Genomic DNA, 23034 nt, shown 5'->3' on the forward strand with positions numbered 1-23034 from the left:
CGCTCGTCGAAGCTCCACCGCGCATCCCAGCGGACGCTTGGGGAACTTCCCCCACCGCGGTAACAGTTGTCTGTGTGCACCCTGACTCAAGAGGAGGCAGCACATGGCGCTGTGGGACCGGCTGAGGGATTCGGCCCAGACGATGCAGACCCAGCTGCAGGCGAAGAAGAACGAGCTGAAGAGCGGTGCCTTCCGGGACGCCAGCATGGCGATGTGCGCCCTGGTCGCGGCCGCCGACGGCCAGGTCGACCCGTCCGAGCGGCAGCGGGTGGCCTCACTGATCGCCACCAACGACGTGCTGCGGAACTTCGACTCCGATGACCTCCAGCGGCGCTTCAACGACTACCTGTCGAAGCTGACCACCGATTTCTCCTTCGGCAAGGTCAGTCTCATGCAGACGGTCGGCAAGGTGCACAAGAAGCCCACCGAGGCCCGGGCCGTGATCCAGATCGGCATCGTCATCGGCGGTGCCGACGGCGACTTCGACAAGACCGAACAGGCCCTTGTCCGCGAGGTGTGCTTCGCCGTCGGCATCGACCCCGCGGAGTTCGACCTCTGACGACCTCTGACGGCGTGCGTGGCCGGCGCACGACACGGCCGCGCGGGTCCGTGCTCACGACGTGCTGAGCCGTGGTCGGCGTGGTCCGGCTCAGGCACGGCCCGCGCGGGTCCGCGCCCATGCCGCACCCCTCCCCAACCGGCGAAGCCCGACTCGGGACCGGCCCGCGCGCGGCCGGCCCATGCCGCACCCCTCCACAACCGACGAAGCCCGACTCGGGCACCCCGCCCGCGCGGGGCCGCGCCCACCACACGCGCACCCCTTGACCCGCGAGCCCGGCCCGGACACCCGCTCACACCGGGCCGCGCCCACGGCGCCCCCCTCCACAACCGACGAAGCCCGCCCCGGGCGCCCGCCCGCGCGGGGCCGCGCCCACCGCACGCTCACCCTCCTGGTCGGTCCGGCACGAGCTCGCGCAGGGCCGCCAGCGCGGCGTCGTCCGGGCGCGCGTCGGCCAGCGCCGCGTGGAGCGCGCGGAGGGCGGCGACCGGGTCGCGGTCGGCGTGGATCCGTCGCGCGACCTCCCTCAGATGGTCACCCGCGACATCCCGCTCCCCCACCGGATACGAGCGCCCGGGCCCCAGACCCAGTGCCTGCCCCAGGTCCGCGAGGACGCCCTGCCGGAACTCCAGCCGCGCCATGTCGGGGAACGCCTCCAGCGCCGCCGCGAGCACCTCGGTGGCGGGCATGCCCGGCAGCGGCGGGATGTCCGCCCCCGCCTCGGCGCCGGCCAGCAGGGCGACGACCTCGGGAAGCTCGACCGGCGTCCAGGTCGCCTCCGCGCACTGCGCCCGGGCGGCGACGAGCGCGGCCTGCACCTGAAGCCGGCGCGGGTGGCGGGCGACGAGCTCCTTGAGGCGCCGTACCGCCTCGGGGGTGCCGCGCTGGCCGAGCACCCTGGGCAGGGACTCGCGCCACTCGCCCACCCGCTTCGCGGGGTCCACGACATGGGCGCCGATCGGGCGGACGATGTCGTCCTCGGGCCGGAGGGCGTTCAGCCAGTGGTAGAGCCGGACGAGGCCCGCCTCGTCCATGAGCCCCTCGATGCCCGACCGGGTGCCCTCGGCGCGGGCACACCACTCGGCGAGTTCGCGGCTGAACGCCGGGGCGAGCGCGACGAGCGGCGCCAGCCGCACCCAGGCCGTCGGCGCGTCCGCCACCAACAGCGCCTCGGCCGCCCGTACGGCCAGCACCCGCGCCTCCGGGTCAGCGGACGCCGCGTGGCGCTCCACCCTGCGCCACGCCAGCGACCGCGCCGCCTCGCTGTCCGCCGCCAGCAGCCGTGTCAGGAGCTCGCCCCAGAGACGGAGCGCCTCATGGCGCGCGTCGGGGACGGCGGCGGGCTCCGGGATCACCAACGGATCGCAGCAGAGCCCCACGGCGTCGTCAGCCTCGGGGGTCTCGCGGGGCTCGGCGGTCCCGCGGACGCCGGCAGTCTCGCAAGCTCCACGAGTCTCCCCGGCCCCGGCAGTCTCGCAAGCTCCACGAGTCTCCCCGGCCCCGGCAGACTCGCAACCTCCGTGAGGCTCGCCGGCCCCGGCAGACTCGCAACCTCCATGAGTCTCGCCAGCCCCGCCAGTCGCGCGCGCTGCGCGCGTCTCGCGTGCCGTTGCAGTCTCGCCGGCCCCGGCGGTCTCGCGAGCCTCAACAGGCCCGCCGGCCTCGGGGAGCTCGTCGGCCCCAGGAGGCTCGTCGGCCGCGGGAGCGAGTGCCATGGCCAGCCCGCGGGCCAGCCGTTCCAACGCCTCCCTGAGGGCCTCCGACCAGCCCGCGTCGACCTGCCGCAGGCCCCAGGGGAACGACCCGGCGGCGAGGTCCGCGCGCACCATGCGGTCCACCGTGCGGGCGAAATCCTCGGGCGCGCGCCGGGCGGCGGCCGCCAGCAGGGCCGACCGCACGCCGCTCCCCGGGCCGCCCTCGAAGGAGGCGCCCACCTCCAGGATCGCCGCGTCCCACGCGGCCCACACTGCGGCGGGCAGCTCCTCGATCCGGCCTTGCCGGTGCAGCAGGGCGAGCGCGAGATAACCGGCCAGGGCGCGCCGGTTCTCCAGTGACCTCCCCAGCCACTCCTCACGGTGGTCGTGGTGCCCGGTGACGTACGCGAGGGCGGCCGCGCCCAACTCCGCGGCGGCGCCCGGGCCGAGCACCGACGTACCGGGCCAGCGGGCGATGTCGTCCGAGCAGCGCGACAGCCCCTCTCCCGTCGTCGGGTCCACCTGTAGCCACCAGACCAGCTGCCAGAAGTCGTCCGCGCTTCCCGCCCGTGCTCGGCGCAGCCGGTCCCGCTGCTCGGCCGCGAACGCCTCCGCCTCGACCCACGGCTCCATCTCGTCCCGCTCGGCCTCGTGGGGCTCGCCCCGGCCGTACCCGTACCCGTCCCCGCCCGCGCTCCGGCCCGCGTCGGCGTCGTCGGTGGAGAGGGCGTCCGCGAGCCACCCGTACGCGGCGGCGACGTCGGACTCGCCCTCCCGCGCGGCCCGCTCACCCCGCTCCTCGGCCCAGGCGTGGTCGGCGTGGTCCAGCAGGCTGTAGCGGCCCGCGCGGGAGTCGGTGTCCTCGGCCATCCCCGCCATCGCGGGCAGATCGCGCCGCCATCCCTGGAGGCACATCATCAGCGGGTAGCGGAAGTCCGCCGTGGCGCGGACCGCCTCGCGCACCAGCGCGTCGGCGAAGGCGAGCCGCAGCGTCCGGGACCGTTCCAGCTCCCTCCCCGTCGGGTCGAGCCGGTCCAGCGCGGCGGGAAACCGCACCTTCTTGTACGCGCTGAAGCGACCGACCACGACGGCGGCGAGCGCCGGCAGACGGGCGGCGGCGTCCCGACCGTCCAGCGCCCGATCGACAACGGCGTCGACCAGGGATGTGAGCTGCGCGGTCGTGAACGAGCGCCCGGCCTCCGCGCGCAGCCACTCCAGCACCCGGCCGAGCCACGCGTCGGGGCAGTCGCGCACCATGGTCGACAGAAACCGCTCGCACCAACCGAACCGCATCTGGACCGGGGAAGGCCGCAGCGCGCCCAGCATCGCCTCCACGTCGAGATGGTGCGGCCACAGCATGCTCAGGGCCACGCCCCGCAGTTCGTCGTCCGGGTCGAGCCGCGCGGCGGCGGCCGGTTCGGCGAGGCCGTCCAGCATGCGGCGCAGCACGGGGGCGGCGGCGCCCGGGTCGCAGCCGAAGGCCGCGCGGACGGCGAGACGACGTTCCGCGGCGGGCCAGCGGTCGTCGGCCACCACCGCGAGCACCGGCGCCGCGAGCTCCGCCGAGGGGAAGTCCCGGGCCAGGCGCAGCGCCAGGCGGGCACGCGCCCGCGCGGGCTAGTCGTCCGCCAGGAGCGTCGGGTCGGAGAGGAGTGCCTCCGCCACCTGCCGGGCCAGCCCCGGGTGGTCGAGCGCCCAGCGCGTCCTGAAGAAGCGGCGGTCGCTCAGCTCCAGCTCCGCCGCGCGCTCCAGCATCTTCCGCACCACCAGCTCTTTGATGGCGTCGGAGCGGACGAGGGCGCTGTGCGCGATCAGGCTCTCGGGGTCGGCGGCGGCCAGCCAGTCGGTGTGCTCGGGGTCGAGGGCGACCAGCCAGGCCGCCGTCTCGCGCAGCGGGGCGGGGATGGAGGCGGTGTCCCGGTCGGGAGCGGGCACGAGGAAGAGGCGGGTGAGGGCCGCCGCGCCCACGCGGTGGTGGAGGAGGTGGCGGGCGGCGAGGTAGGCCGCGAAGGAGGAGTGGCGGAAGGAGAGCCGGTCACCGTCGTGGGCGGTGAAGACGGCGGTGGCCAGCACCTCGTCGACGACCCGCGGGGTGATCTCGAAGGACTGCGTGGGCACGGTCTCCTCCGCGCCGCCCACCACGTCGTCGGTGTCGAGGTCGAAGCGGTGCGGGGCGCCGGTGCGGTGATTGCCGCGCCACAGGGTGCGGCGGCCGGAGAGGACCATACGGGCGGCGATACGCCCGGCCGCCACCAGCCGCTGCTGCCAACCGGTGACCCGCGCGGTCACGTCCATGCGGTTCGGGTCGTGCTCGTTGAGCGACAGCCGGATGCCGTCCGCGAAGAGCCGCTCGGCGCCGCCCGTCAGGTCGCCGCTGTCGCGGTAGCTGCGGACGAGGAGTTCCAGGGTGAGCGGCACGCTCGCCAGTGCCCCCGCCCGCACCTCCACCGCCTTGACGATCAGCTCCTCGCCGGGTACGCCGGCGCTCTCCGCCAGCGCGACGGCGTCCGCGCGGGAGAGCGGTGCCAGGTCGACCAGTGCGCACCCGCCCCCGAAGCGGTCGCGGAGCACCTCCGTCAGCGCCTGTGGGTAGTCGCCCGTGCGACAGGCCAGCAGCAGCCGCGGCCGACCTGGGCCCCCGCGCCCGAGCGAGCGCTTCAGCCGCCCCGGCAGCAGCCGCAGCATCTCGCTCTCGTCAGCCTGGTCGATCACCACGGTGAGCCCGGCGGGGCGCGCCGCGAGGTGGCGGCCCAGGAGTTCCTCGTACGTCGCCTCGGTGAGCTCGGGCCCGTCGACCCAGACGTACGCCCCGGCCCCGGCCGCCGGGCCCACACCGGCGGCCTGGACCACCCCGGCCGCCATGCCCACGCCGCCCTCCGGGCCCACACCGGCGGCCTGGACCGCCCTGGTGAACTCGCCGTCGGCCCCGAACTCCTCGCCGTCCTCCACCGGGCGCAGTCCCGCCACCAGGCCGCGCAGGACGGTCGTCTTCCCCGCGCCCGGCTCTCCCAGCAGCACCATCGCGCCCCGCGCGGCGGCGACCCTCGGGGCGATCAGGGCGCCGCGCGTCAGCTCGGGGCCGTCGCCGGCCCGGTCGTCCTGCTCGGTCCACCGCAGACGGCGCCAGTCGCTGCCGAGGAATCCGTCGCCGTCCAGCGGGAACAGGTCCTCGGCGGGGTCACAGTCCTCCCGTACCCGGCACCAGCGCTCGGCCCGCCGGGTGAACACCTCGCCCGCCACGGCCGCTCATCCCAGCAGGCGGCGGAGCCGGTCCAGGGCCGCGTCGTCCGGGCGGGCGTCGGCCAGTGCCGCGTAGAGCGCCTGGAGGGCCGCGTCCGGGTCGCGGTAGGCGCGGACGCGGCGGGCGATCTCCCGCTGGTGGTCGTGGGCCACGGCCCGCTCGGCGGCCAGGAAAGGCCGGCCCAGCCCCAGGATCTCCCCCATGTCGGCGAGGATGCCCTGCCGGAACTCCAGGCTCGCCATGTCGGGGAACGCGCCCAGGGTCGTGGCCAGTTCGCCTGCGGTGCCGTCGGCCGGGCCTGCCTGGGGCACGCGGACGACGGGTGGAGGCGGGGGCGGCACGGCAGCGGGCTCGGCCGCGGGGACGGCGGCCGCGAACGGGGCCTGGGCGGCCGCGGACGGGGCGCCGGAGACCGCGGGTGGCCCGGCCGCGGCTGGGTGCGGAGCAGGCGCGGCACGACGCGGAGCCGGCGCGTGAACGCGCGGAGCAGGCGCGGCATCGCGCAGAGCAGGCCCGTCAACGCGCGGAGCCGACACGTCAACGCGCGAAGCAGGCCCGTCAACGCGCGGAGCAGGGCCGCCAACGCGCGGAGCAGAGCCGTCAACGCGCGGAGCAGGCGCGGGAATGCGGGGAGCGGCAGCGGCTTCACGCGGAGCGGCCGCGCCGGCTGGAGGCGCGGCGTCCGCCGCCGGGGGCGGGTACGCGGCGGGATCGGAAGGGCGGGCCGTCGGGACGAGGACGGCCAGGATCTCGGCCAGCGCGGCGGCGGCATGGGCGGCGGCGCGCGGCTGTGAACCCGTGGCGTCCGCCGCAGCCTTGGCGCCGTCGGCGTGGTCACTGATGCCGCGGACGGTCAGGATGTGCAGGCCGTCGGTGAGACCGGCCGCCTTGGCGATCCCGGCGCTCTCCATCTCGACGGCCGCCGCGTCCTCGTAGTGCTCGGCGATGATCTGCGTGTACAGCGGCGTGGTACGGGAGTTGAGGACCACCTCGCCGGCGGCGACGGGCTTGTGGTGCACCTCGGGCGCGAGGGAGGTGCGCAGCGCGGGCGGGATGCGGAGCCGCCAACGGTCGTCGACCAGGGCGGCGTACGCGGCCTGTCCGAGGCGGTGCGAGACGGCGCCGGGGACGGGACGGAGCCGGTGGCCGGCGGAGGTCTCCTTGCCGCCGTGCAGGTGGTAGACGCGGGTGGCGACGACGACGTCACCGAGCCGGATGTCGTCCTTGAGGCCGCCCGCGACGCCGACGAAGAACAGCGCCTCGGGCCGCAGCCATGCGCGGGCCCGCTCGGCGATCACGGCGGAGCCCAGGTTCCCCGCGTCGATGCAGGCGACGGCGACCTGCCAGGGGGTGCCCGGCAGCGTGCCCTGCTCGAAGACGGTGCCCGACGGGTGCGTCCGTAACGACCTCTCGGTCAGCAGTGCGCGCACCGCGCGGTGTTCCAGTGGCAGCGCCGTCAACACCACCGCCAGGCCGGTCGCTTCCGCCATGCCCCCGTGCACCCCCGTCGGCGCCGAATCCGCTCTCTCTACGGCTGCCGCAGCTTAGAGCATTCGACCGGGCACCGTCGGTCACAGTCCGGTTTCCCGCAAGGTGATGTTGAGACGGCCGGCGGTCAGGCCGGTGGCGGGGTCGCCGGTGCCGGGGTGGACCTTGGGTACGCCGTGGTAGGCGAAGCGGGAGGGCCCGCCGAAGACGAAGAGGTCGCCGGAGGCCAGGGCGATGTCGGTGTACGGCCTGGCGCGGGTCTCGGGGTTGCCGAAGCGGAAGACGCAGCTGTCGCCGATGCTCAACGAGACCACGGGGGCGCCGGACCGCTCGTCCTTGTCCTGGTGCATGCCCATCCTGGCCTGGCCGTCGTAGAAGTTGACCAGGGCGGTGTCGGGCGCGTAGGCGGCCGCGACCGCCGGGTCCCCGTACGCGTCCGCGACCGCGCGGCGGCCCAACTCGACGAGCCACTCGGGGAAGTCCGCGACCCGCGCGCCGTTCACGTCGTCGGCGGTGCGCGTGTAGCGGTACGGCTGCCAGTGCCAGCCGACGCACACGGTGCGCACGGACATCACGCCCCCGCGCGGGAGTCGGGTGTGTCGGATCGGCACGGGCCCGGTGGCCCAGTCGCGGCAGGCGACGACCAGGCGTCGCTGCTGGTCGAGGTCGAGCCAGCCGGGCAGGTGGACGGCGCCGGGCGCCGGACTGCTGGGCGTCCGGCCCGCCCCGCCCACCACGCCGAACAGGGCCGGGTCGCTCACCTCGGGCCCCGTCCGCCCCCGGTCGGCGCCCCGGCGCCCTCGAGGTCCAGCAGTCGCCGCTTGGCCTCCAGCCCACCCGCGTAGCCCGTCAGCGAGCCGTTCGCGCCGATCACGCGGTGGCAGGGGCGGATGAGGAGCAGCGGGTTGGCGCCGATCGCGGTGCCCAGGGCGCGCACCGCCGCGCGGGGCACGCCGAGTTGCTCGGCCAGGCGCCCGTAGCTGGTGGTGACGCCGTACGGGATGGTCTCCAGGCCCTCCCAGACCTTGCGCTGGAAGTCGGTGCCGCGGGCGGTGTGTGCCACGTCGAAGCGGGTCAGCGTGCCGTCGAAGTACGCACGGAGCTGCCGCACGATCTCGACGAACGCCTCCGGGTCGTGCCGCCAGTCCTCTTTGGCCGTGGCGCCGCCCCGCTGGCCCGGCAGCGACAGGGAGTCCAGCGCGGTGCCACCCCGCGCGGTCGCCGACTCCTCGCCGACCAGCAGCAACTCACCCAGCGGGCTGTCCATCGTCGCGTAGACCGTCATGGTGCGCGTTCCTTTCTGCGCTCGTTCCGGGTACGAGTCTGCGGTCCGGCGCGCGGTCGTGCTGGCGGAAATCGGACGTCGCTCTAGGAGCCAGGCGCTCTTGGCCAGGGGGCCGGGCGGCGGTCCTGTGGCGCGTCTCCCCTCCACCGTACGCGGAGTCCTCCGCGCCGTACGGGCGCCCACGGCCGGCCCCCGCCCCGCGCGGCCCCTCGGGCTCCCCGCCGTACCCGGCCTCCGGCACCGTCCCACGGATCACCGCCTGCGCCCGCGCGGCGAGCGCCCGGCGGTCGTCGACGCCCCGCGCGGGCCGCAGCGGCCGGTGGACGCGCACCCGCACCGCGAGCCCGCCGCCGGCGGCGATCCGGCGCAGCGAGGAGGCGAAGTCGTCCTCGCCCACGAAGGCGGCGACGGTCGTGGGCGCCCCGTGCTGGACGTAGGAGAGCGTGACGGGCCGTATGGGCGCGCCCACGTCGAGCGCCGCCTGGAAGGTCGCGCGACGGAACCGGCCACCGGCCCCCGAGCACCAGGTGGCGCCCTGCGGGAAGACCATCACCGAGCGCCCTGACCGCAGCCGCTCGGCCAGCCCGGCGACGGCGTCCGGCAGCCCGCGCAGGCTGTCACGGTCGATGAACAGCGTCCCCGCGCGACGCACCAGCCCGCCCACCACGGGCCACCCCGCGACCTCCCGCTTGGCCAGCATCGTCACGGGCTCGACGGCCAGCAGGGCGAGGACGTCGAGCCAGGAGATGTGGTTGGCGACGACAAGGGTGCCGGGCGCGAGGACGCGGGGCGCAGGGACGCCAGGCCCAAGGCCGCCGGACACAGGGCCGCCAGGCGCGGGGACGCCGGGCGCAAGGTGGGCGGCCTCAAACGCGCCAGGCATTCGGGCGCCTGGCACCCGGGCGCCAGGCGCAAGCGTGCCGGGCGCGGGGGCGCCGGGGTCCGACACGCTGAGCACCCCACCCCCCACGCCCCCGTACGCGGCCCCCTCGGCCCCTTCACGGTCGTCCTCGTGGACCTCCAGCCGTACGCCCAGGGCGTCCAGCACGGCCCGGGCGCGGGAGCGCAGCACGGCGGGCTCGGCGATCCGCTCGCCGCTCAGCAGCGCCCCGGCCAGCACGCGGGCGAGGGCGACACCGCGCCCCGCGGCGACCGGGGCGGGCACGCGCGGGGCCGCGTGCGCGACGCAGCGCGTGGTGCAGGGAGACCACGGGGCCCAGGGGCCGGTCCGGGTCACTTCCCGTCGCCGAGGAAGTAGCGCCGGTAGCGGTCGTTCATCCGCTCGGTGTCCAGCATGACGAAGAAGTCGGCGTCGCCGAAGTCCCGTTCGTGCTGCGGCGGTCCGCACATCCAGGCGCCCACCCGGAGGTAGCCGCGCAGCAGCGGCGGCAGCGTGCCGTAGCCCGCCTCGGCCTCCAGCGGCCGCCCGGGTATCCAGGGATCAAGCGGCTGCACCCGCAGCTCGGGCGGGGCGGCGTGCTTGGTGGTGCCGAGCAGCCAAGCGTTGGCAGCGGCCTGTCCGCCGTCGGCCAGCGGCACCGAGGCGCAGCCCGCCAGGTAGCGGTGGCCGGAGAGCAGGACGTAGCGGGCGAGTCCGGCCCACATCAGGTTGATCACGGCCCCCGACCGGTGGTCGGGGTGCACACAGGCGCGCCCCGCCTCGACCATGGACGAGCGGACGTCCGTCGGGAGCCCGCGCAGGTCGAACTCCGTCTCCGAGTAAAGCCTCGCGCTGCGCCCCGGCGGCAGCAGCCGGTAGGTGCCGACCACCTCGCCGGTCGTCGTCTCCGTGACGATGAGGTGGTCCATGTCGGCGTCGAAGGCGTCCACGTCCCGCCCGTCGGCGGTCGGCTCCAGCCGCGCCCCCTTCTCCAGCCCGAAGACCTGGTAGCGCAGCCGCTGGGCGGCGTGGATCTGTGCGTCGGTGTGGGCGATGGACGTGACGTACGAACTCCCGCCGCGCGGCGCGGAGTCGGTGGCGTTCGCCGCGCGGGAGGCGGGCACGGAGGCCGCACGAGGATCGGTGGAGACTGCCGGAACTGTGGACGTCGAGAACATGGGCATTCCTGTTCGCCGTCGGGCAAGCACTGCGGTGCCGTGACGCCGTCGGCGTGAGGACGCCACGGTCTTCGGAGGATGACCAGCGAGGCGAACATCGCGGTGTCCGCGCGGTGGTGCCCTCAATGCCAGACGATGACGGAAGCGTGCCCACCCTCGTGGCCCGGGCCGACGCCCCGCAGCCCCCGGCACCCTCGGCGATCCCCTCCGGCAGCCCTGGGCCATGAAAAAGTCCAGGTCACGGAGTGCGTGACCTGGACTTTCACAAAGAGCCGCCTAAGGGAATCGAACCCTTGACCTACGCATTACGAGGGCCCTCAAGATCGTGACGGGTACTGCTGGGCGATCACACCAAGTCCTATTTTACCTGGTCAGAGCCTTGCGGGCCTCGTGGACGTGACGATGGATCCAACCCGTGCCGCCCCGTCCGCTCACGCATCGCTCACGCACACAGCGGTCTGCTCGCTGCCGTCAGCCACCCTGCTTCAGCTGCTTCTCGATCTCCTCGACGCGGCGCTGTGTGGCGGCCGCGTTCTTCCGCTGACGCTGGAGCTTGGACTTCGCCGCCGCGAGCTCCTCAGCGAGGCGGTCTCGGTCAGCCGCGTCGCGCTCGACCCGGATGGCCTCGTCGCTGTACGCGGGTCCGATGCGCTCGCTGTGCACAACGCCACGGCGGGCAGAGCACTCGGGGCAGTCAACCACGGAGGACCCGAAGTAGCTGTGCTCACGATGCTGGGTGCGTTCGACGACGTGGTGGCACGTGAGCGTCAGCTTCCAGGCGTCAAGATCCTTCTTCCGCTCCTCGGCTGAAGGCCAGGACGCGACGAGTTCTCTGAGCTTCTTGATCTGATTGGGCCCCATCGGAGGAGGTGGACAGCAGAAGGAGCAATGCGTCACGCGAGAACCGCTGATGCTCCACCGGCCCCCCTTGCAGTCCGCATGCCGCGCCCGGAATCCTTCCTCCGCCGCGTCGTACTCCCGCTTCTCCTGTTCGGAGAGATACATCAGGCCCGGCCAGTCACCTAGCCCGTCCTGCATGGGCTCCCCACATCCTCGGCACGGCTCCCCCGAGCGGTACTCCTCCCAGCTGAGATACATCCCTTCGCACCGCCACATCTCTCGGCGCTCGGCATCCCGTCGGTCTCGCTCCTCAGCCGCGAGCGCTTCCCGCTGAGCCCGCGCAGCGGCGCGCTGCTGGCGCTGCTCCTCAGTCAGTTTGGCCACGATCGCCCTCCAGATGAGCGACTCCGTCGTACAGGTCCCCGGTCATGCTGCTCCAGCGCGCTGTCAGCCTGACTGATGCGCACGTTTTAGGTACGAATCTGACCACGTCGGTCCGGAACCGGTCGCTGCTGGCAGATATCCGACTGCACGACGCTCAAGCCGCCGCGGGTTCAAACCGGGGCGGTCGAACGTCAGTTGTGCAAGCAACATGGCACATTGCACGCTTCCACGCGTCGTCGCCACGCCGAACTTAGCTATTTGCGCTGAGTGTTGACCGGCACCTGCTACTGTCTCGGTTGCCTGCGACGCGTGGAGCGGAGCATGGTCACTTCGGGGGCTGACCCCGAGGTAGGCAACGTGGAGGCATGCTTCCTCACGCCGCAGACCCTGCCGAGCGCTGCGTTGCCGCCGAAGACCACGTCGGGGCTTGCTCCGTCAAGTCGGAGGGGATGCGCCTGACGGCTGAGGCTGTCCGACCTCCCGGGCACGGACCACATTCGTGTGGCACTCCGGGAGCAAACAGGGCGGTCGTGGTTTTCATCGTTCCTTGTCCTCTTGGTGTGCCCGATTACGCCCAGGAGGGCCGCGAAGCATGACCGCAATCATTGAAGAGACGACGACCATCCACGACCACGTGCCGCCGCGGCCCGTCAGCAAGCTCCCTGAGCTTGCTCCGATCGCCGCTCGTCGTAAGGCGGCCGACAAACTGGTCGACGCCTTCAACCTCAGCCCTGATGCAGCCGCCTGCATCGCCAACGCGGTCGTCGACCCGGCCGAGCTGCGCCGCTCGATCGAGACCCCAACCGAGCTCGCCATCACCGGCGGTATCCTCCTCGCCGTGCGTGCGCGGGTGTGGACGCGCCGCACCCTGCCCGATATCCGTAACCCCCGCATCGGCGATGCCCGCCGCCACCCCGTCGCGGTCGAACCCGGCACGGATGAAGAGTCTCGGTTCGCACCGGTCGATGATCCGACCAGCCCCGGCGTCACGCCCCACCTCGAAGTCCAGGTTGAATCGGTCGAGCACATGACATGGGCATCTGCCCTAGCTGCCCGTGCGGTGCTTGATGCGAACGACTGGCGGTACTCCATCCGCAACCAGGGTGTGCTCACCGAGGTGTGGCTGGTCGCCAACCGCTACGTACACACCGTCGATGGAAGCCCCGATTTGTGGGCCGTCACCACCGCCGAGGGTTCGTCGCGTACGACAGCTGCTCACGACATCCTTGGGGATGGCAATAGCGTCGACATTGCTGTGAAGGCTGAGACCGACACGTTCATGCGAGGCCGGATCAAGGAGCTGAACACGGCACTTGAGCAGGGCCCCACGGTCAAGCAGTCTGAAGCGCTGCGCTGTGAAACCATGCCGGCGCTCATCCTCGTCGGGTACCAGCCTTTGCCTGGAGGGCCCGACAGGTTCTCTTCGGCGGTCAAGTCCCTCGTCGCTCTCCGCCACGTCGATGCCCCGAAGGAGTGGGGCGAGGGGCCAGAACTTGAGTCGCTGGCCGACGAGGCACTGAGCGTGATGGAGGACCGGCGCATTCTCACACGGCAGCGTCGCAGGTGGCTTGCTGGTGCCATCAGCCGCGCCCAGGCAAAGATTGCCCACCTACCCACGGACCCGGCGATCCGAGCGGCCGAAATCATCGCGCTGTTCAGCAGCGATGACCAGGCCGTGCGCGACGCGATCCGCGACGCCGTGACCCGCCAGTCGACCCGCAAGCGCATCACGAAGAACTTCCGGGTAAAGCTCGCAGTCGCCCTGATCGTAAGGTCCGTGGCTGGCGAGGGAACTAGCCCTGACCGGGTGCGCCGCTACATGCAGCACGGGTTCGTCTCGGTGCGAGACAACCACTTCACTCCAACCCACCGCGATTCCGGCGCCGTCCTGGCTGCCGCCCTCGACGAGTTCGAGGACGATCCGGTCGGCACCCTCGGAACCGCCCGCCTTGATCTGGCCGCCCGGGCTGCCTACCCCCTCATCGCCACGCTGTCGTTGTGGGCCGACCGCGGGACCAACAACAACCCGAATGCCGATGATCGTCGTCGCCCGGGCGAGGTCATCGACACAATGCTCTCGTCACGCCTCGGCATCCATCAGCTCCACCGAGCCATCGTCGACCACAACGACGGCCGGTCCGCCCTCCGGGCTGTGAACGAGGACGGCAGCATCCGGCTCACCGAGGACCGCGCCCAGGAACAGACCCTCAGCGACGTCTACCTGCGCTCGACGTTCCCCAAGGCAGGATCACCGACCCGTCCCGCCTCCACAGACACACCCGACGACGCACTGCGCGACGCTGCCGCCGGCCTCGGTGCCGCCGTACGTCGGCTCGAAGAAGCCATGGCTGCCCTGCGTGCCGTCAAGGCGGCGGACGGCACGGATCACGTCGAGTCTGTTGGCATCGATTTCAACCACGTCATCGAGTGGAAGAGCTCCCTCGACGCTGCGACCTCCGACCTTGACTTCTGGGGTCGTATCTGGGAGCGCCGCAATCGCAAGGGTGGCCTGAGCGCCACACGGCGTGACGATAGCTGGGTTGCCGAGTATCTCGACGATCCCGATGGGGCTGTCGAGGCGTGGGAGGACGAGGACGCAGAAGAAGTCGAGGTCGCTCCGTGACCCCACAGCGGCTAGCCTCCCTTGCCTCCTACGCCGGCGAGTGGCTCCACCCCGATGGCCCGTCTGGTCCGCATCCGTTTGGCACCAATATCGCTGTCCGCGCACGCAACGCGGTCTATGTCGTGTGTGGTTGGTCGGGGCGGGTACTCTACGTCGGCTCCACCACAGTCGGGGTTCCCCGACGCTTCTCTGGGCACCTGAGGGACGTGAGCAGGACGCTCGACTGGACGTCCGTGTACGTCATTCCCCTCAACGATGACACTCCCGTCAGGGCCGTCCGGCGGATCGAGGGTCGCATCGGCATCGCCGCCGGCCCGGAGCGGAACAAGTCGCTGCCTCGTATCACGGTCGCTCGCTGAGGTGATCAGCCGCTGGCCCCGGTCTCGAACCGGGGCCAGCACGGCAGCAGCAGGCGTCATAGAGCCCAGAGTCTCGTCTGCCGAGCCTCGCGTGATCCCACCTCCACGCCACACCCCGAGGCCCCACAAGATCATCCCGGCTGGCCGCCAACCCGCAGGTTCCCGGTGCTTCCAGGAGCGACCACCCGTACGAGTCATTGCACCTGGCTTGGCCCCACGGTGAGCTGTTTCCATGCATCGCTGGTCTCCCCTAAACGAACGACAGCTCGCCCTGCTCGGCCGGCTCGCGAGCGGCAAGGAGTCCCCGGAGCCATGGGACCCTGGTGAGTTCCGCACAGCCTACGCGCTGCGCGATCGAGGGCTGCTGACGATCAAGCGCAGCGGGGGTGAGGTGGATGCCCAGGTCACCGAGGCAGGCACCTTCTACATCCGGCACGGCCACCACCCGGACGACCCCGCGCACGCCGGAGGAAAGAAGACCGCCGAGAGGAAGAAGGCAGGCAGCACGCGCTCGGCGTCCTACGCCGACAGGCCAGTCGCACTCGCCCGTCGGACCAAGGCGAAGGAACTCATAGAGCGACTCGTTACGGACAGGCGGGTCACCTTCACCGAGCCCGACGACGCCACGGTGACGGAGTGGCGACGCCTGATCGACTACGCGAAGCGCCACAGCCTCGTCCCTGAGGGCAAACGCATCGAAAGTCTCCGCATGTGGAATCGCGACCTGCAGATCTCTCTGGTCGAGGGGCCACACCCCAACTCACTGCGTCAGAGGCCGGATGAGGCGCCGCCCGTCCACGTACCCACTCAGTTGCGCTCTCCGCATCCGGTCGTGACCGCGCTGAGAGACGACGAGGGCCGACTCGTCATGCCCGCCCCGCTGCGCCGCCGATCGTTGCTACTGCTCCAGGGCCTCGCTGCCGAGGCAGTACATCGAGGGCACAAGGTAAAGGAGCATGAAGTCCCCTCCCGCCGGCGTAGCCGTGCCTACACGTACAACGGGCGGCACTACCCCTCCAGCTACTCCCTCCGTGAGGGCGAACTGAACCTGGTCGTGAACGGCTTCACCTACACCGTCACGATCCAGCAGGAGTCTCCCCAGTCCACCGACCCAGAACGCTCGAAGAGCCTCGTGATCGAACTCGGCTACAGCCGATCCAGCCGGCAGTCGCGCTGGGCCGATCGCAAGCGCTGGGTGCTGGAGGACATCCTGGGAGCCGTTCTCCGGGAGATCGAGACCCGCGCGGTAGAAGACGCCCAGCGGAAGGCGGACGAGGAGCGGGCGAAGGCCGAGCGCGAGGTTCGCTGGCGGGCGGCCATGGAGAAGGCGAAGGACCTGGCCGCGCAGGAACAGTATGCCGAGGTGATCCGTGCGCAGGCCGGCCAGTGGCAGGAAGCGGCAAGCCTGAGCGCGTACTGCAACGCCCTGGAGCGTCGGCTGGAAGAGGCAGCCGGGGAAGACGAGGCGGCGGTGGCCTCGGCACGCGGGTGGTTGGCCTGGGCACGCCGATACGTTCAGAGCCTCGACCCGTTGACCCGCCTACCCGCCATGCCCACCCCTCGCGAACCGAAGCCCGAGGAGCTGGCGCCCTACCTGAACGGCTGGAGCCCACACGGCCCCGAAGCACACCGCGGCTGGGGAGCCCACTGAGGAGAAACGGGAACTTCACACGAGGCGCTCCCACACCGAGCTAGTGCTGGCCTCGCACCTTGGGCTAGACCGGCACGGGCGAAAGATCCCCGGACCTACGCTTCCGCGATGACTTCCTCGGCTGCGACGTCCGGCTTGACCTCGCCGCCCAGTGCCTCGGCGATAGCCTCAAACTCGGCGAGGGCGGCCTGGAGGTCCTCCACGATCTCCTGGGCGATGACCTCGGGAGGAAGCAGGCTGTCAGCGTCATCGAGCGCCGGGTCCTTCAGCCAGGTGATGTCGAGGTTGACCTTGTCGCGGGCAATGAGCTCCTCGTACGTGAACCGCTTGAAGCGGCCGTCCTCGGTCTCCTTACGCGCCGAGCGGTCGTCCGCCTTGTACGCCTCAATAAAGTCGGCCAGGTCGGCGAGGTGCAGGGGACGCTTCTTGAGGGTGAAGTGCATCCCGGTCCGGAAGTCGTACACCCAGACCTCGGACGTGTTGGGTACGTCGTCGGCCCGCGGGGCCTTCTTCTCGAAGAACAGGACGTTCGCCTTGACGCCGCCGGCGTAGAAGATGCCCGTGGGCAGGCGCAGGATCGTGTGGAGGTTGAACTCCTGGAGCAGCCGCCGTCGGATCTTCTCGCCAGCCCCACCTTCAAACAGCACGTTGTCGGGAAGGACGACCGCCGCGCGGCCGTCCATCTCCAGCAGCGACATGATGTGCTGCAGGAAGTTCAGCTGCTTGTTGGTGGTCGTCGCGCGAAAATCAGACCGGTCGTAGGTGATGTCTTCTCGGTCGGTCTTGCCGTCTGTGCCGACCACGGTGATCGCCGATTTCTTGCCGAACGGCGGATTGGCGAGAACAAGCGAAGCACGCCGGGAGGGCGCGTCGGCGAGCGCATCACCCGTGGTAATGAGGGACTCACCGCCAGCCTCTCCGATGCCGTGCAGCAGCATGTTCATCGCGGCAAGACGGGCCGTGCCAGGTACGAGCTCATTGCCCCAAATCGTCCCCTGCCCAAGCGCCAGTCGCTGGTCTCGGGAAAGCCCCTTGAGGTGGTGCTCGCGGATGTAACTGTGCGCCGCGATCAGGAAGCCAGCGGTCCCGCAGGCCGGGTCGGTGATGGTGTCCTTGGGGCCGGGCTGCATCACCTGCACCATGGCGTCGATCAGGGGGCGCGGCGTGAAGTATTGGCCAGCACCCGTCTTCGTGTCCTCGGCCCCCTTGGCGAGCAGTCCCTCGTAGGCGTCTCCCTTGAGGTCGGTACCCTCCAAGACCCAGTCGGTCTTGCCAATCAGCTCGACAACCAGTTTCTCAAGCAGGGCGGGCTCGGTGATCCGGTTCTGTGCTTTGGCGAAGACCGTTCCCAGAGTGGTGCCGGGATGCTTGCCGAGCTCGGTGAGCAACAGGCGATAGTGCGCCTCCAGCTCCTCGCCACGCTTCGAGACAAGCGACTGCCAGTCCAGTCCGGACGGAACGACGGGAGCCGTGGCCTCCTGAGCAAACGGGTCAGCAGCTAGCTCATCCGCCATCTTGAGAAAGAGGAGATAAGAGAGCTGCTCAACGTACTCGATGGTCGACAGACCGTTGTCGCGCAAGACGTTGCAGTAATTCCACAGCTTGGCGACGAGTGAGTTCGTTTGTGCGACAGCCTTGGCAGGGACGGTCGAGGTGGTCTCAGTAATGCTCATCAGAGCTCGAACTCCTGCTGAATCGCGGTGTGGAGGGTAGAGACATTCGAGGGTGCCGGGGCTGGTTTAAGCTCTGCGCCTGCCGTCTTGCGCGGCCGACGAGCGCGAATAGCCCTCGTCGGCTTGCCCGACGAGGCACGTTCAGCCCGAATCCGATCGAGAAGGGCGCTGGCGGGTTCGTCCGTAGCATCCTGCGGCACGAGAGCGCCGGTGAAAGCGCGGCTGAGTAGCGCCTTGCGAAGGCTCTGGGCGCGACAGAGGCCCTGCTCCAACCCCCGCTCCAACGCGTCTGCATCTGTGAGTAGTTCTTCGCAGCGTTGAACAAGCCGCTTCTGCTCTTCCAGCGGCGGAATCGGGAACTCGACAGCCTTCAAGCGCTTAGACGAAAGATGGGCGATGTTCGTTGTGATTCGAACCTCACGCATAAACCGACGAGCGTGCAGATGCCGCCGGAAGACCATCAGCGCCCATTCCGGCAACACGTCTGGACGGGCCCGAAAACGCAGCAAACTATTCGTAAAGGCCACGTTGGCTGGCTGACCTCGATATAGCGCAGGGCGGCCGACCAAATGCGGACTCTGCCCTTCATTGAGCAAGACGTCCCCTGGTTCGAGTTTGTACCGCTCGAACACGCCAGTAAAGTCCATCTCCATAACATCGGTCGTATCGATCCGATCTTCGAAGACGTTAGCGACCCGCAGGTAGGGGTGCATCTCCGGACCGTGATGCCAATCCGGGTGTCGCTGTCGGCCAAGGTCGATGGAGCCGGCCTCGCCAACCGTCGTAACCTCCCAAGACTTGGGACTACGCTCAGGCACCAGGGAAAGGAGAACGGCCCTGCGGAACGCGGAGACCTTTCGATGAGCAGCCTTTAGCTCTCTCACGGCCGCGTCGATGCGAGAAAGATGATCGTCGAGAGCCTCAACAATTCGGTGCTGCTCAGGAAGCGAAGGGAGCGCAATTCGAACGCGCTTAACCTTGGCCGTACTGAGAGTGTAGAGCCCGCTAGTGGTTTGAGCGACTTCTCGCAATTGGCTGGAGACAAACGGAGAGTTCCAGGCAAGTTCGAGAAAATTGGGATCAACCGCAGGGCCCGGCCGCACTCGAATCAAGTGATTCTGGTGAACCGCATCATCGATTCCACCACGCCACATAGCCGCCCTGCCGATCTGACTAGGGCTGCCATTCCCTTCGACCACGAGCAAGTCGCCAACTTGGAGGCGGAATCGATCGATCTCGCCATCGAAAAGCTCGATCAGATGCACGTCTTCAAGGTCAAGCCAGCCCCGCCCGACGTTGGCAACACGAAGGAATGGGTAGACGTTATCCACTGGGCGGCGCTTTTGCTGCTTCTGAATCCCGCCAGCAATTTCAGCGACTTCCTCAAGCTGGGCCAAAACCCAACCCGATGGAAGTTCCACGTTACTCAAGCCAGTTCTCGATTCAACTCATTCAGGAAGTCGTGGGGGTTGCGCCCCGGAAAGGCCAACGCCAGACCCCTGCCGCCGCCGCGGCTGACGAACGGTTCGGCTCGGAAGTCCGGCGGGGCGATGCCCACGTCGCTGGCGACGACGTCGCGGATGGCTTCAAGCCACCACATCTGGTCCTCCGTGAACTCCACACCGGCCTGCCGCTGCCGAAGCAGCCAGCCTTCGAAGCGCTCCTCTACCGTCTCACGGTACGGCTTCAGCTCCGAATCTACGCCGAGCTCGTACCGGATGAGCGAGATGAGGTCGGGCACGCCGGCCTCTTTACCCGGCTGCTCGCTGGCGCGGCCCAGGTCCTCGTAGTACGTCCACAGGACCTGCGGGGTCCAGGCGAAATCAGGGCGTCGGATCTTGTCGGCCAGCTCCTTGAGCGCCGCATACGCCTCTGTCGGAGCGACCGAGCGGGGGCTGGAGAGCGCAATGGAGATCGCGGCGATCTTGTCGCGTTCGTCCTTGAGCAAGCGACTCCAACGGTTGACCTGCTCGCGTGCCCGCTCCTCGCGGGGAATCGCGTGAACGTTGGTGACGGCGACCGCAGTGGTCTCATCCATCACGTAGTCCTTATCCCGGCGGATCTCGATGATCAGCCGGCGCAGGTCGGGGCTGGCGGTGAGCGGGGCGACGGCAGAAACGATCAGTGCGTGAGCTGCCTTCTCGCCGCCCTCTGCCATGGCCCGGTCCTGCCTGTCGGGGTCGGCGGCCTGGACGATCTTGCTCGCGATATTCGAGAGGGTGAGGCCACCTGCCGCCTTGGTGATCTGATCGCGCTCGCCATCGTTGAGCTGCTGGTTCAGGCGGGCGAGGCGCCCGGCAAGGATCTCCGCCTCCGCGGCGGTGATCGACTTGGTGCCAGCCTTGTCGAGGAGCTTGGCCAAGGAGACCTGGCGCTCCCCGGCCGGAACGAGCGGTCGTGCATCCACAAGCGGGGAGTCGGTAACGCCGACTGCGTCCACGAGGACGAAGCGTTCCTTGCGCACCCGCGCGTCTCCGCCCGGAGTCACCTCAAGCAGCTCGGTGGCGTCGATGGTGCGGGCGCCACGTCCCTTCATCTGCTCGAAGAGGACCGCGCTGCGCACTTCCCGCAGGAAGATCACGCACTCCAGCGCCTTGACGTCCGTGCCAGTCGCGATCATGTCGACGGTCACGGCAATCCGCAGGCGGGGGGACGTCCGCAGGGCACGAATCAGCTCGTCAGGGTCCTCGCCGGCCTTGCGGCTCTTGTACGTGATCTTTTTGGCGAACTCGTCCCCCCGCCCGAAGACCTCCTTGGCCTGAGCAAGAACGTCCTCGGCGTGGTCCTCACCAACCGCGAAGATCAGCGTCTTAGGGACTTCCTTGCGGCCGGGGAACCACCGCTGCCAGTTGTCCCGATAGGCGGTGAGAACGGCTCGGATCTCGTCGACGGCCACCACCGAGCGTCCGATCTGACGGGTGGTGTAGGTGAAGTCGTCCGCGAGCTGCTCATAGCGCTGGTAGCGGGTCTTCCGGTCACGGATCTTGACCGTCGTGCCCTCTTCTATGGTCGCGCCGCCGTTCTCCCGCAAATCTGTGTGGATGCGGATGACGTCGAAGTCGACGTTGACGCCATCGGCTACAGCCTGGGGATAGGTGTACTCGGAGACCAGGTTCCGGCCGAAGAAGCCGAGGGTCTGCAGAGTCGGAGTGGCTGTCAGCCCGACGAGGTGGGCGTCGAAGTACTCCAGCACCGCGCGCCACAAGCCATAGATGGAGCGGTGGCACTCGTCCACGATGATCAGGTCGAAGGACTCGATCGGCACGGCGGGGTTGTAGCCCACCTCGATGGGCTTATCTGCGGCGTAGGACTCTTCGTACGCCGTGTCGTCGTTCGCCTCGTCGACCGGGTCGTCGTCGACGAGCTGCTCGCCAGTCAGCAGGCGGTACATCTTCTGGATCGTGCAGATCACCACCGAGCTGCTGTCCTGCAGTCCTGCGGCGCCCAGGCGCTCGACGTTGTAGATGTCGGAGAACTTGCGGCCGTCGTCCGGGGTCGTGAACTTCCGGAACTCGTCCAGCGCCTGCTTACCGAGGTTGTTTCGGTCCACCAGAAACAGCACGCGACGGGCTCGGGCGTGCTTGAGCAGCCGGTACGTCTGGGAAACGGCGGTGTAGGTCTTGCCCGCGCCGGTCGCCATCTGAATCAGAGCACGTGGCTTGCCCAGGGCGAGCGAGCTCTCCAGGCCCTTGATCGCCTCGATCTGTGCCGGACGCAAGCCGTTGCGGTGCAGCTCCGGAATGCTGCGCAGGGCATCGCGGAAGGTCGGCGTCGCCGGGTGCTCCTCGGCACGCCGCATCCAGTCGGCGATGGTCTCCGGCTTGTGGAAGGCGAACACCTCACGGGAGCGCGCCTCGGGGTCCAAGCGGTTGATGAAGTACGTCTCGGTACCCGTGGTCGCGTATCGGAAGGCGAACGGCTCGTCCTCGCGCCACACGGCGGGCCGGTGCTCCTTGAGCACTCCGCCCGCGTAGCGGTCGTTCTGCGCGACCGCGCTGGCCAGATGCGTGCCCTCACGCTTGGCCTCGATAACGCCGGCAATCTGTCCGTCCACGTACAGGACGTAATCGGCCCGTCCCGTGGCGAGCGTGAACTCACGCACGGCCACACCACGACCGGCCATCGGATTGACCTCGCTGCGGTCCTGCACCACCCAGCCGGCGGCGCGCAGGAGCTTGTCGATCTCCTTGCGGGCTTCGATCTCGTTCAGCGGAGCCCGCCGCTGTGCACGATGGATGATCGCGTCGCGGGCCGCCGGATCGACCTTGCGCGGGGCCTGACGGGCCTCTTCATATGCGGCCGTCTGAGCAACGCGCATCTCGGCGACCTGCGCTGCCAACTGCTCAATCTGGGCCAGGAGCTCCGTGTTGTTCGCGCTGGCACTGGCGATGAGGCGTTCCGCCTCAGCCCGTGCCTTCCGCTCGGCCTCCAGCTCGCTCGCGGACTCGGTGAGGCGCGTGCGCGCCTCGGTCAGTGCCTGACGGTGGCCGTCCAGGGCCTCGTTCAGCTCCGCGACCTCGCCCGGATCCGAGATGCGGTCGATCGCTTGCGGGTCCGTCGGTGGCACGAACTCCGCCACCGTGCGGCGCCCGGAGATCGCGTCGTGGAACCACAGGCCGAGCTTGTAGCAGACCCGTACGGCATCCAGCGCTCGTGCCGTGTCGAACAGATGAGCATGAGCGGCTTTGTTGCGATCCACCCGCAGCTGATCGAAATCCCGGCGCGTCTCGGGGACCAGGACGCCGGCCCGAGTCAGGGCGGTCAGCCGGTCGATCTGTCGGTTGCCCTCAACCCGCATGCCGATCCGGGTGATCAGCTCCTCTGCGAGGACCTCACCGAACTGGCCCGCCTGGACGAGCGAGGAGTTCGGATTCGTGAAGACCGTTGCCTCGGCCTGGGCACCGTAGAGCGACAGCAGGGGCTTCAGCGGGTAGAGGATGCCGAAGTTCGGGGACGACTTCGCCAGTTTCTGCAGTCGCGCGTCCATGTCCCCCACCGGCTACTCCGTCCTCGTGGCGCCTGGTCATGATGCTGCTCTGCTGTGTCGTACTGGCGCACAGTGTAGAAGGACGTACTAGGCGGGAGGGGAGGGTCGGCCCAGCGGACTTGGCCACTTCGCGAGGAGTGCGTTGGGCAGAACTGGCAAGAGACCATGTCGCAGTGAGGTCGCGTTTTCCGT

Annotated in this window: 15 protein-coding genes; 4 read left to right on the top strand and 11 right to left on the bottom strand. The window is 70.0% G+C overall.

The window, feature by feature from the left end; genetic code table 11:
- Positions 1-103 precede the first annotated feature (103 nt).
- Complete coding sequence (locus LRS74_RS14820; protein ID WP_277741441.1) at positions 104-559, top strand: TerB family tellurite resistance protein; 456 nt, start codon at positions 104-106, stop codon at positions 557-559.
- Positions 560-942: 383 nt separating this feature from the next.
- Here the strand turns inward: LRS74_RS14820 and LRS74_RS14825 are convergent, their stop codons facing one another.
- The 8 genes from LRS74_RS14825 to LRS74_RS14860 all read right to left on the bottom strand — a co-directional run bounded on the left by LRS74_RS14825 (position 943) and on the right by LRS74_RS14860 (position 11549).
- Positions 943-3798: a hypothetical protein gene (locus tag LRS74_RS14825; protein WP_277741442.1), complete on the bottom strand. Its 2856-nt coding sequence runs from the start codon at positions 3796-3798 to the stop codon at positions 943-945.
- Positions 3799-3870: 72 nt separating this feature from the next.
- Complete coding sequence (locus LRS74_RS14830; RefSeq protein WP_277741443.1) at positions 3871-5493, bottom strand: hypothetical protein; 1623 nt, start codon at positions 5491-5493, stop codon at positions 3871-3873.
- 6 nt (positions 5494-5499) lie between these two features.
- Positions 5500-6984 carry a 5'-methylthioadenosine/S-adenosylhomocysteine nucleosidase gene (locus tag LRS74_RS14835; protein ID WP_277741444.1) on the bottom strand — a complete coding sequence of 495 codons (1485 nt, stop codon included), beginning with the start codon at positions 6982-6984 and terminating at the stop codon, positions 5500-5502.
- Between the two features lie 81 nt (positions 6985-7065).
- Positions 7066-7743, bottom strand: coding sequence for an alpha-ketoglutarate-dependent dioxygenase AlkB (locus tag LRS74_RS14840; RefSeq protein WP_277741445.1), 678 nt, complete (start codon positions 7741-7743; stop codon positions 7066-7068).
- On the bottom strand, positions 7740-8267 hold the full coding sequence (locus LRS74_RS14845) for a methylated-DNA--[protein]-cysteine S-methyltransferase (protein WP_277741446.1): 528 nt from the start codon (positions 8265-8267) through the stop codon (positions 7740-7742). The genes LRS74_RS14840 and LRS74_RS14845 overlap by 4 nt, the downstream gene beginning before the upstream one ends.
- Positions 8230-9432: a lysophospholipid acyltransferase family protein gene (locus LRS74_RS14850; protein ID WP_277741447.1), complete on the bottom strand. Its 1203-nt coding sequence runs from the start codon at positions 9430-9432 to the stop codon at positions 8230-8232. The genes LRS74_RS14845 and LRS74_RS14850 overlap by 38 nt, the downstream gene beginning before the upstream one ends.
- Before the next feature lie 68 nt (positions 9433-9500).
- Positions 9501-10325 (bottom strand): GNAT family N-acyltransferase, encoded by an 825-nt coding sequence (locus LRS74_RS14855; RefSeq protein WP_277741448.1) that lies wholly within the window; start codon positions 10323-10325, stop codon positions 9501-9503.
- Positions 10326-10796: 471 nt separating this feature from the next.
- Positions 10797-11549, bottom strand: coding sequence for a hypothetical protein (locus tag LRS74_RS14860; protein ID WP_277741449.1), 753 nt, complete (start codon positions 11547-11549; stop codon positions 10797-10799).
- A gap of 592 nt (positions 11550-12141) precedes the next feature.
- Here LRS74_RS14860 and LRS74_RS14865 point away from each other — a divergent pair.
- The 3 genes from LRS74_RS14865 to LRS74_RS14875 all read left to right on the top strand — a co-directional run bounded on the left by LRS74_RS14865 (position 12142) and on the right by LRS74_RS14875 (position 16182).
- Positions 12142-14172 (top strand): hypothetical protein, encoded by a 2031-nt coding sequence (locus LRS74_RS14865; protein WP_277741450.1) that lies wholly within the window; start codon positions 12142-12144, stop codon positions 14170-14172.
- Positions 14173-14378: 206 nt separating this feature from the next.
- A complete protein-coding gene (locus LRS74_RS14870) occupies positions 14379-14531 on the top strand; it encodes a hypothetical protein (protein ID WP_277741451.1) in 153 nt (50 codons plus the stop codon).
- Positions 14532-14763: 232 nt separating this feature from the next.
- Positions 14764-16182: a hypothetical protein gene (locus tag LRS74_RS14875; protein WP_277741452.1), complete on the top strand. Its 1419-nt coding sequence runs from the start codon at positions 14764-14766 to the stop codon at positions 16180-16182.
- 95 nt (positions 16183-16277) lie between these two features.
- Here the strand turns inward: LRS74_RS14875 and LRS74_RS14880 are convergent, their stop codons facing one another.
- The 3 genes from LRS74_RS14880 to LRS74_RS14890 are packed head-to-tail and all read right to left on the bottom strand — an operon-like array spanning position 16278 to position 22842.
- Positions 16278-17855, bottom strand: coding sequence for a class I SAM-dependent DNA methyltransferase (locus LRS74_RS14880; RefSeq protein WP_277741453.1), 1578 nt, complete (start codon positions 17853-17855; stop codon positions 16278-16280).
- Positions 17855-19276, bottom strand: coding sequence for a restriction endonuclease subunit S (locus tag LRS74_RS14885; protein WP_277741454.1), 1422 nt, complete (start codon positions 19274-19276; stop codon positions 17855-17857). The genes LRS74_RS14880 and LRS74_RS14885 overlap by 1 nt, the downstream gene beginning before the upstream one ends.
- A gap of 5 nt (positions 19277-19281) precedes the next feature.
- Positions 19282-22842 carry a DEAD/DEAH box helicase family protein gene (locus LRS74_RS14890; RefSeq protein WP_277741455.1) on the bottom strand — a complete coding sequence of 1187 codons (3561 nt, stop codon included), beginning with the start codon at positions 22840-22842 and terminating at the stop codon, positions 19282-19284.
- Between the last annotated feature and the right edge of the window lie 192 nt (positions 22843-23034).

Origin of the sequence: Streptomyces sp. LX-29 (assembly GCF_029541745.1) — a bacterium.
In the GTDB taxonomy this organism is placed as follows: Bacteria; Actinomycetota; Actinomycetes; order Streptomycetales; family Streptomycetaceae; genus Streptomyces.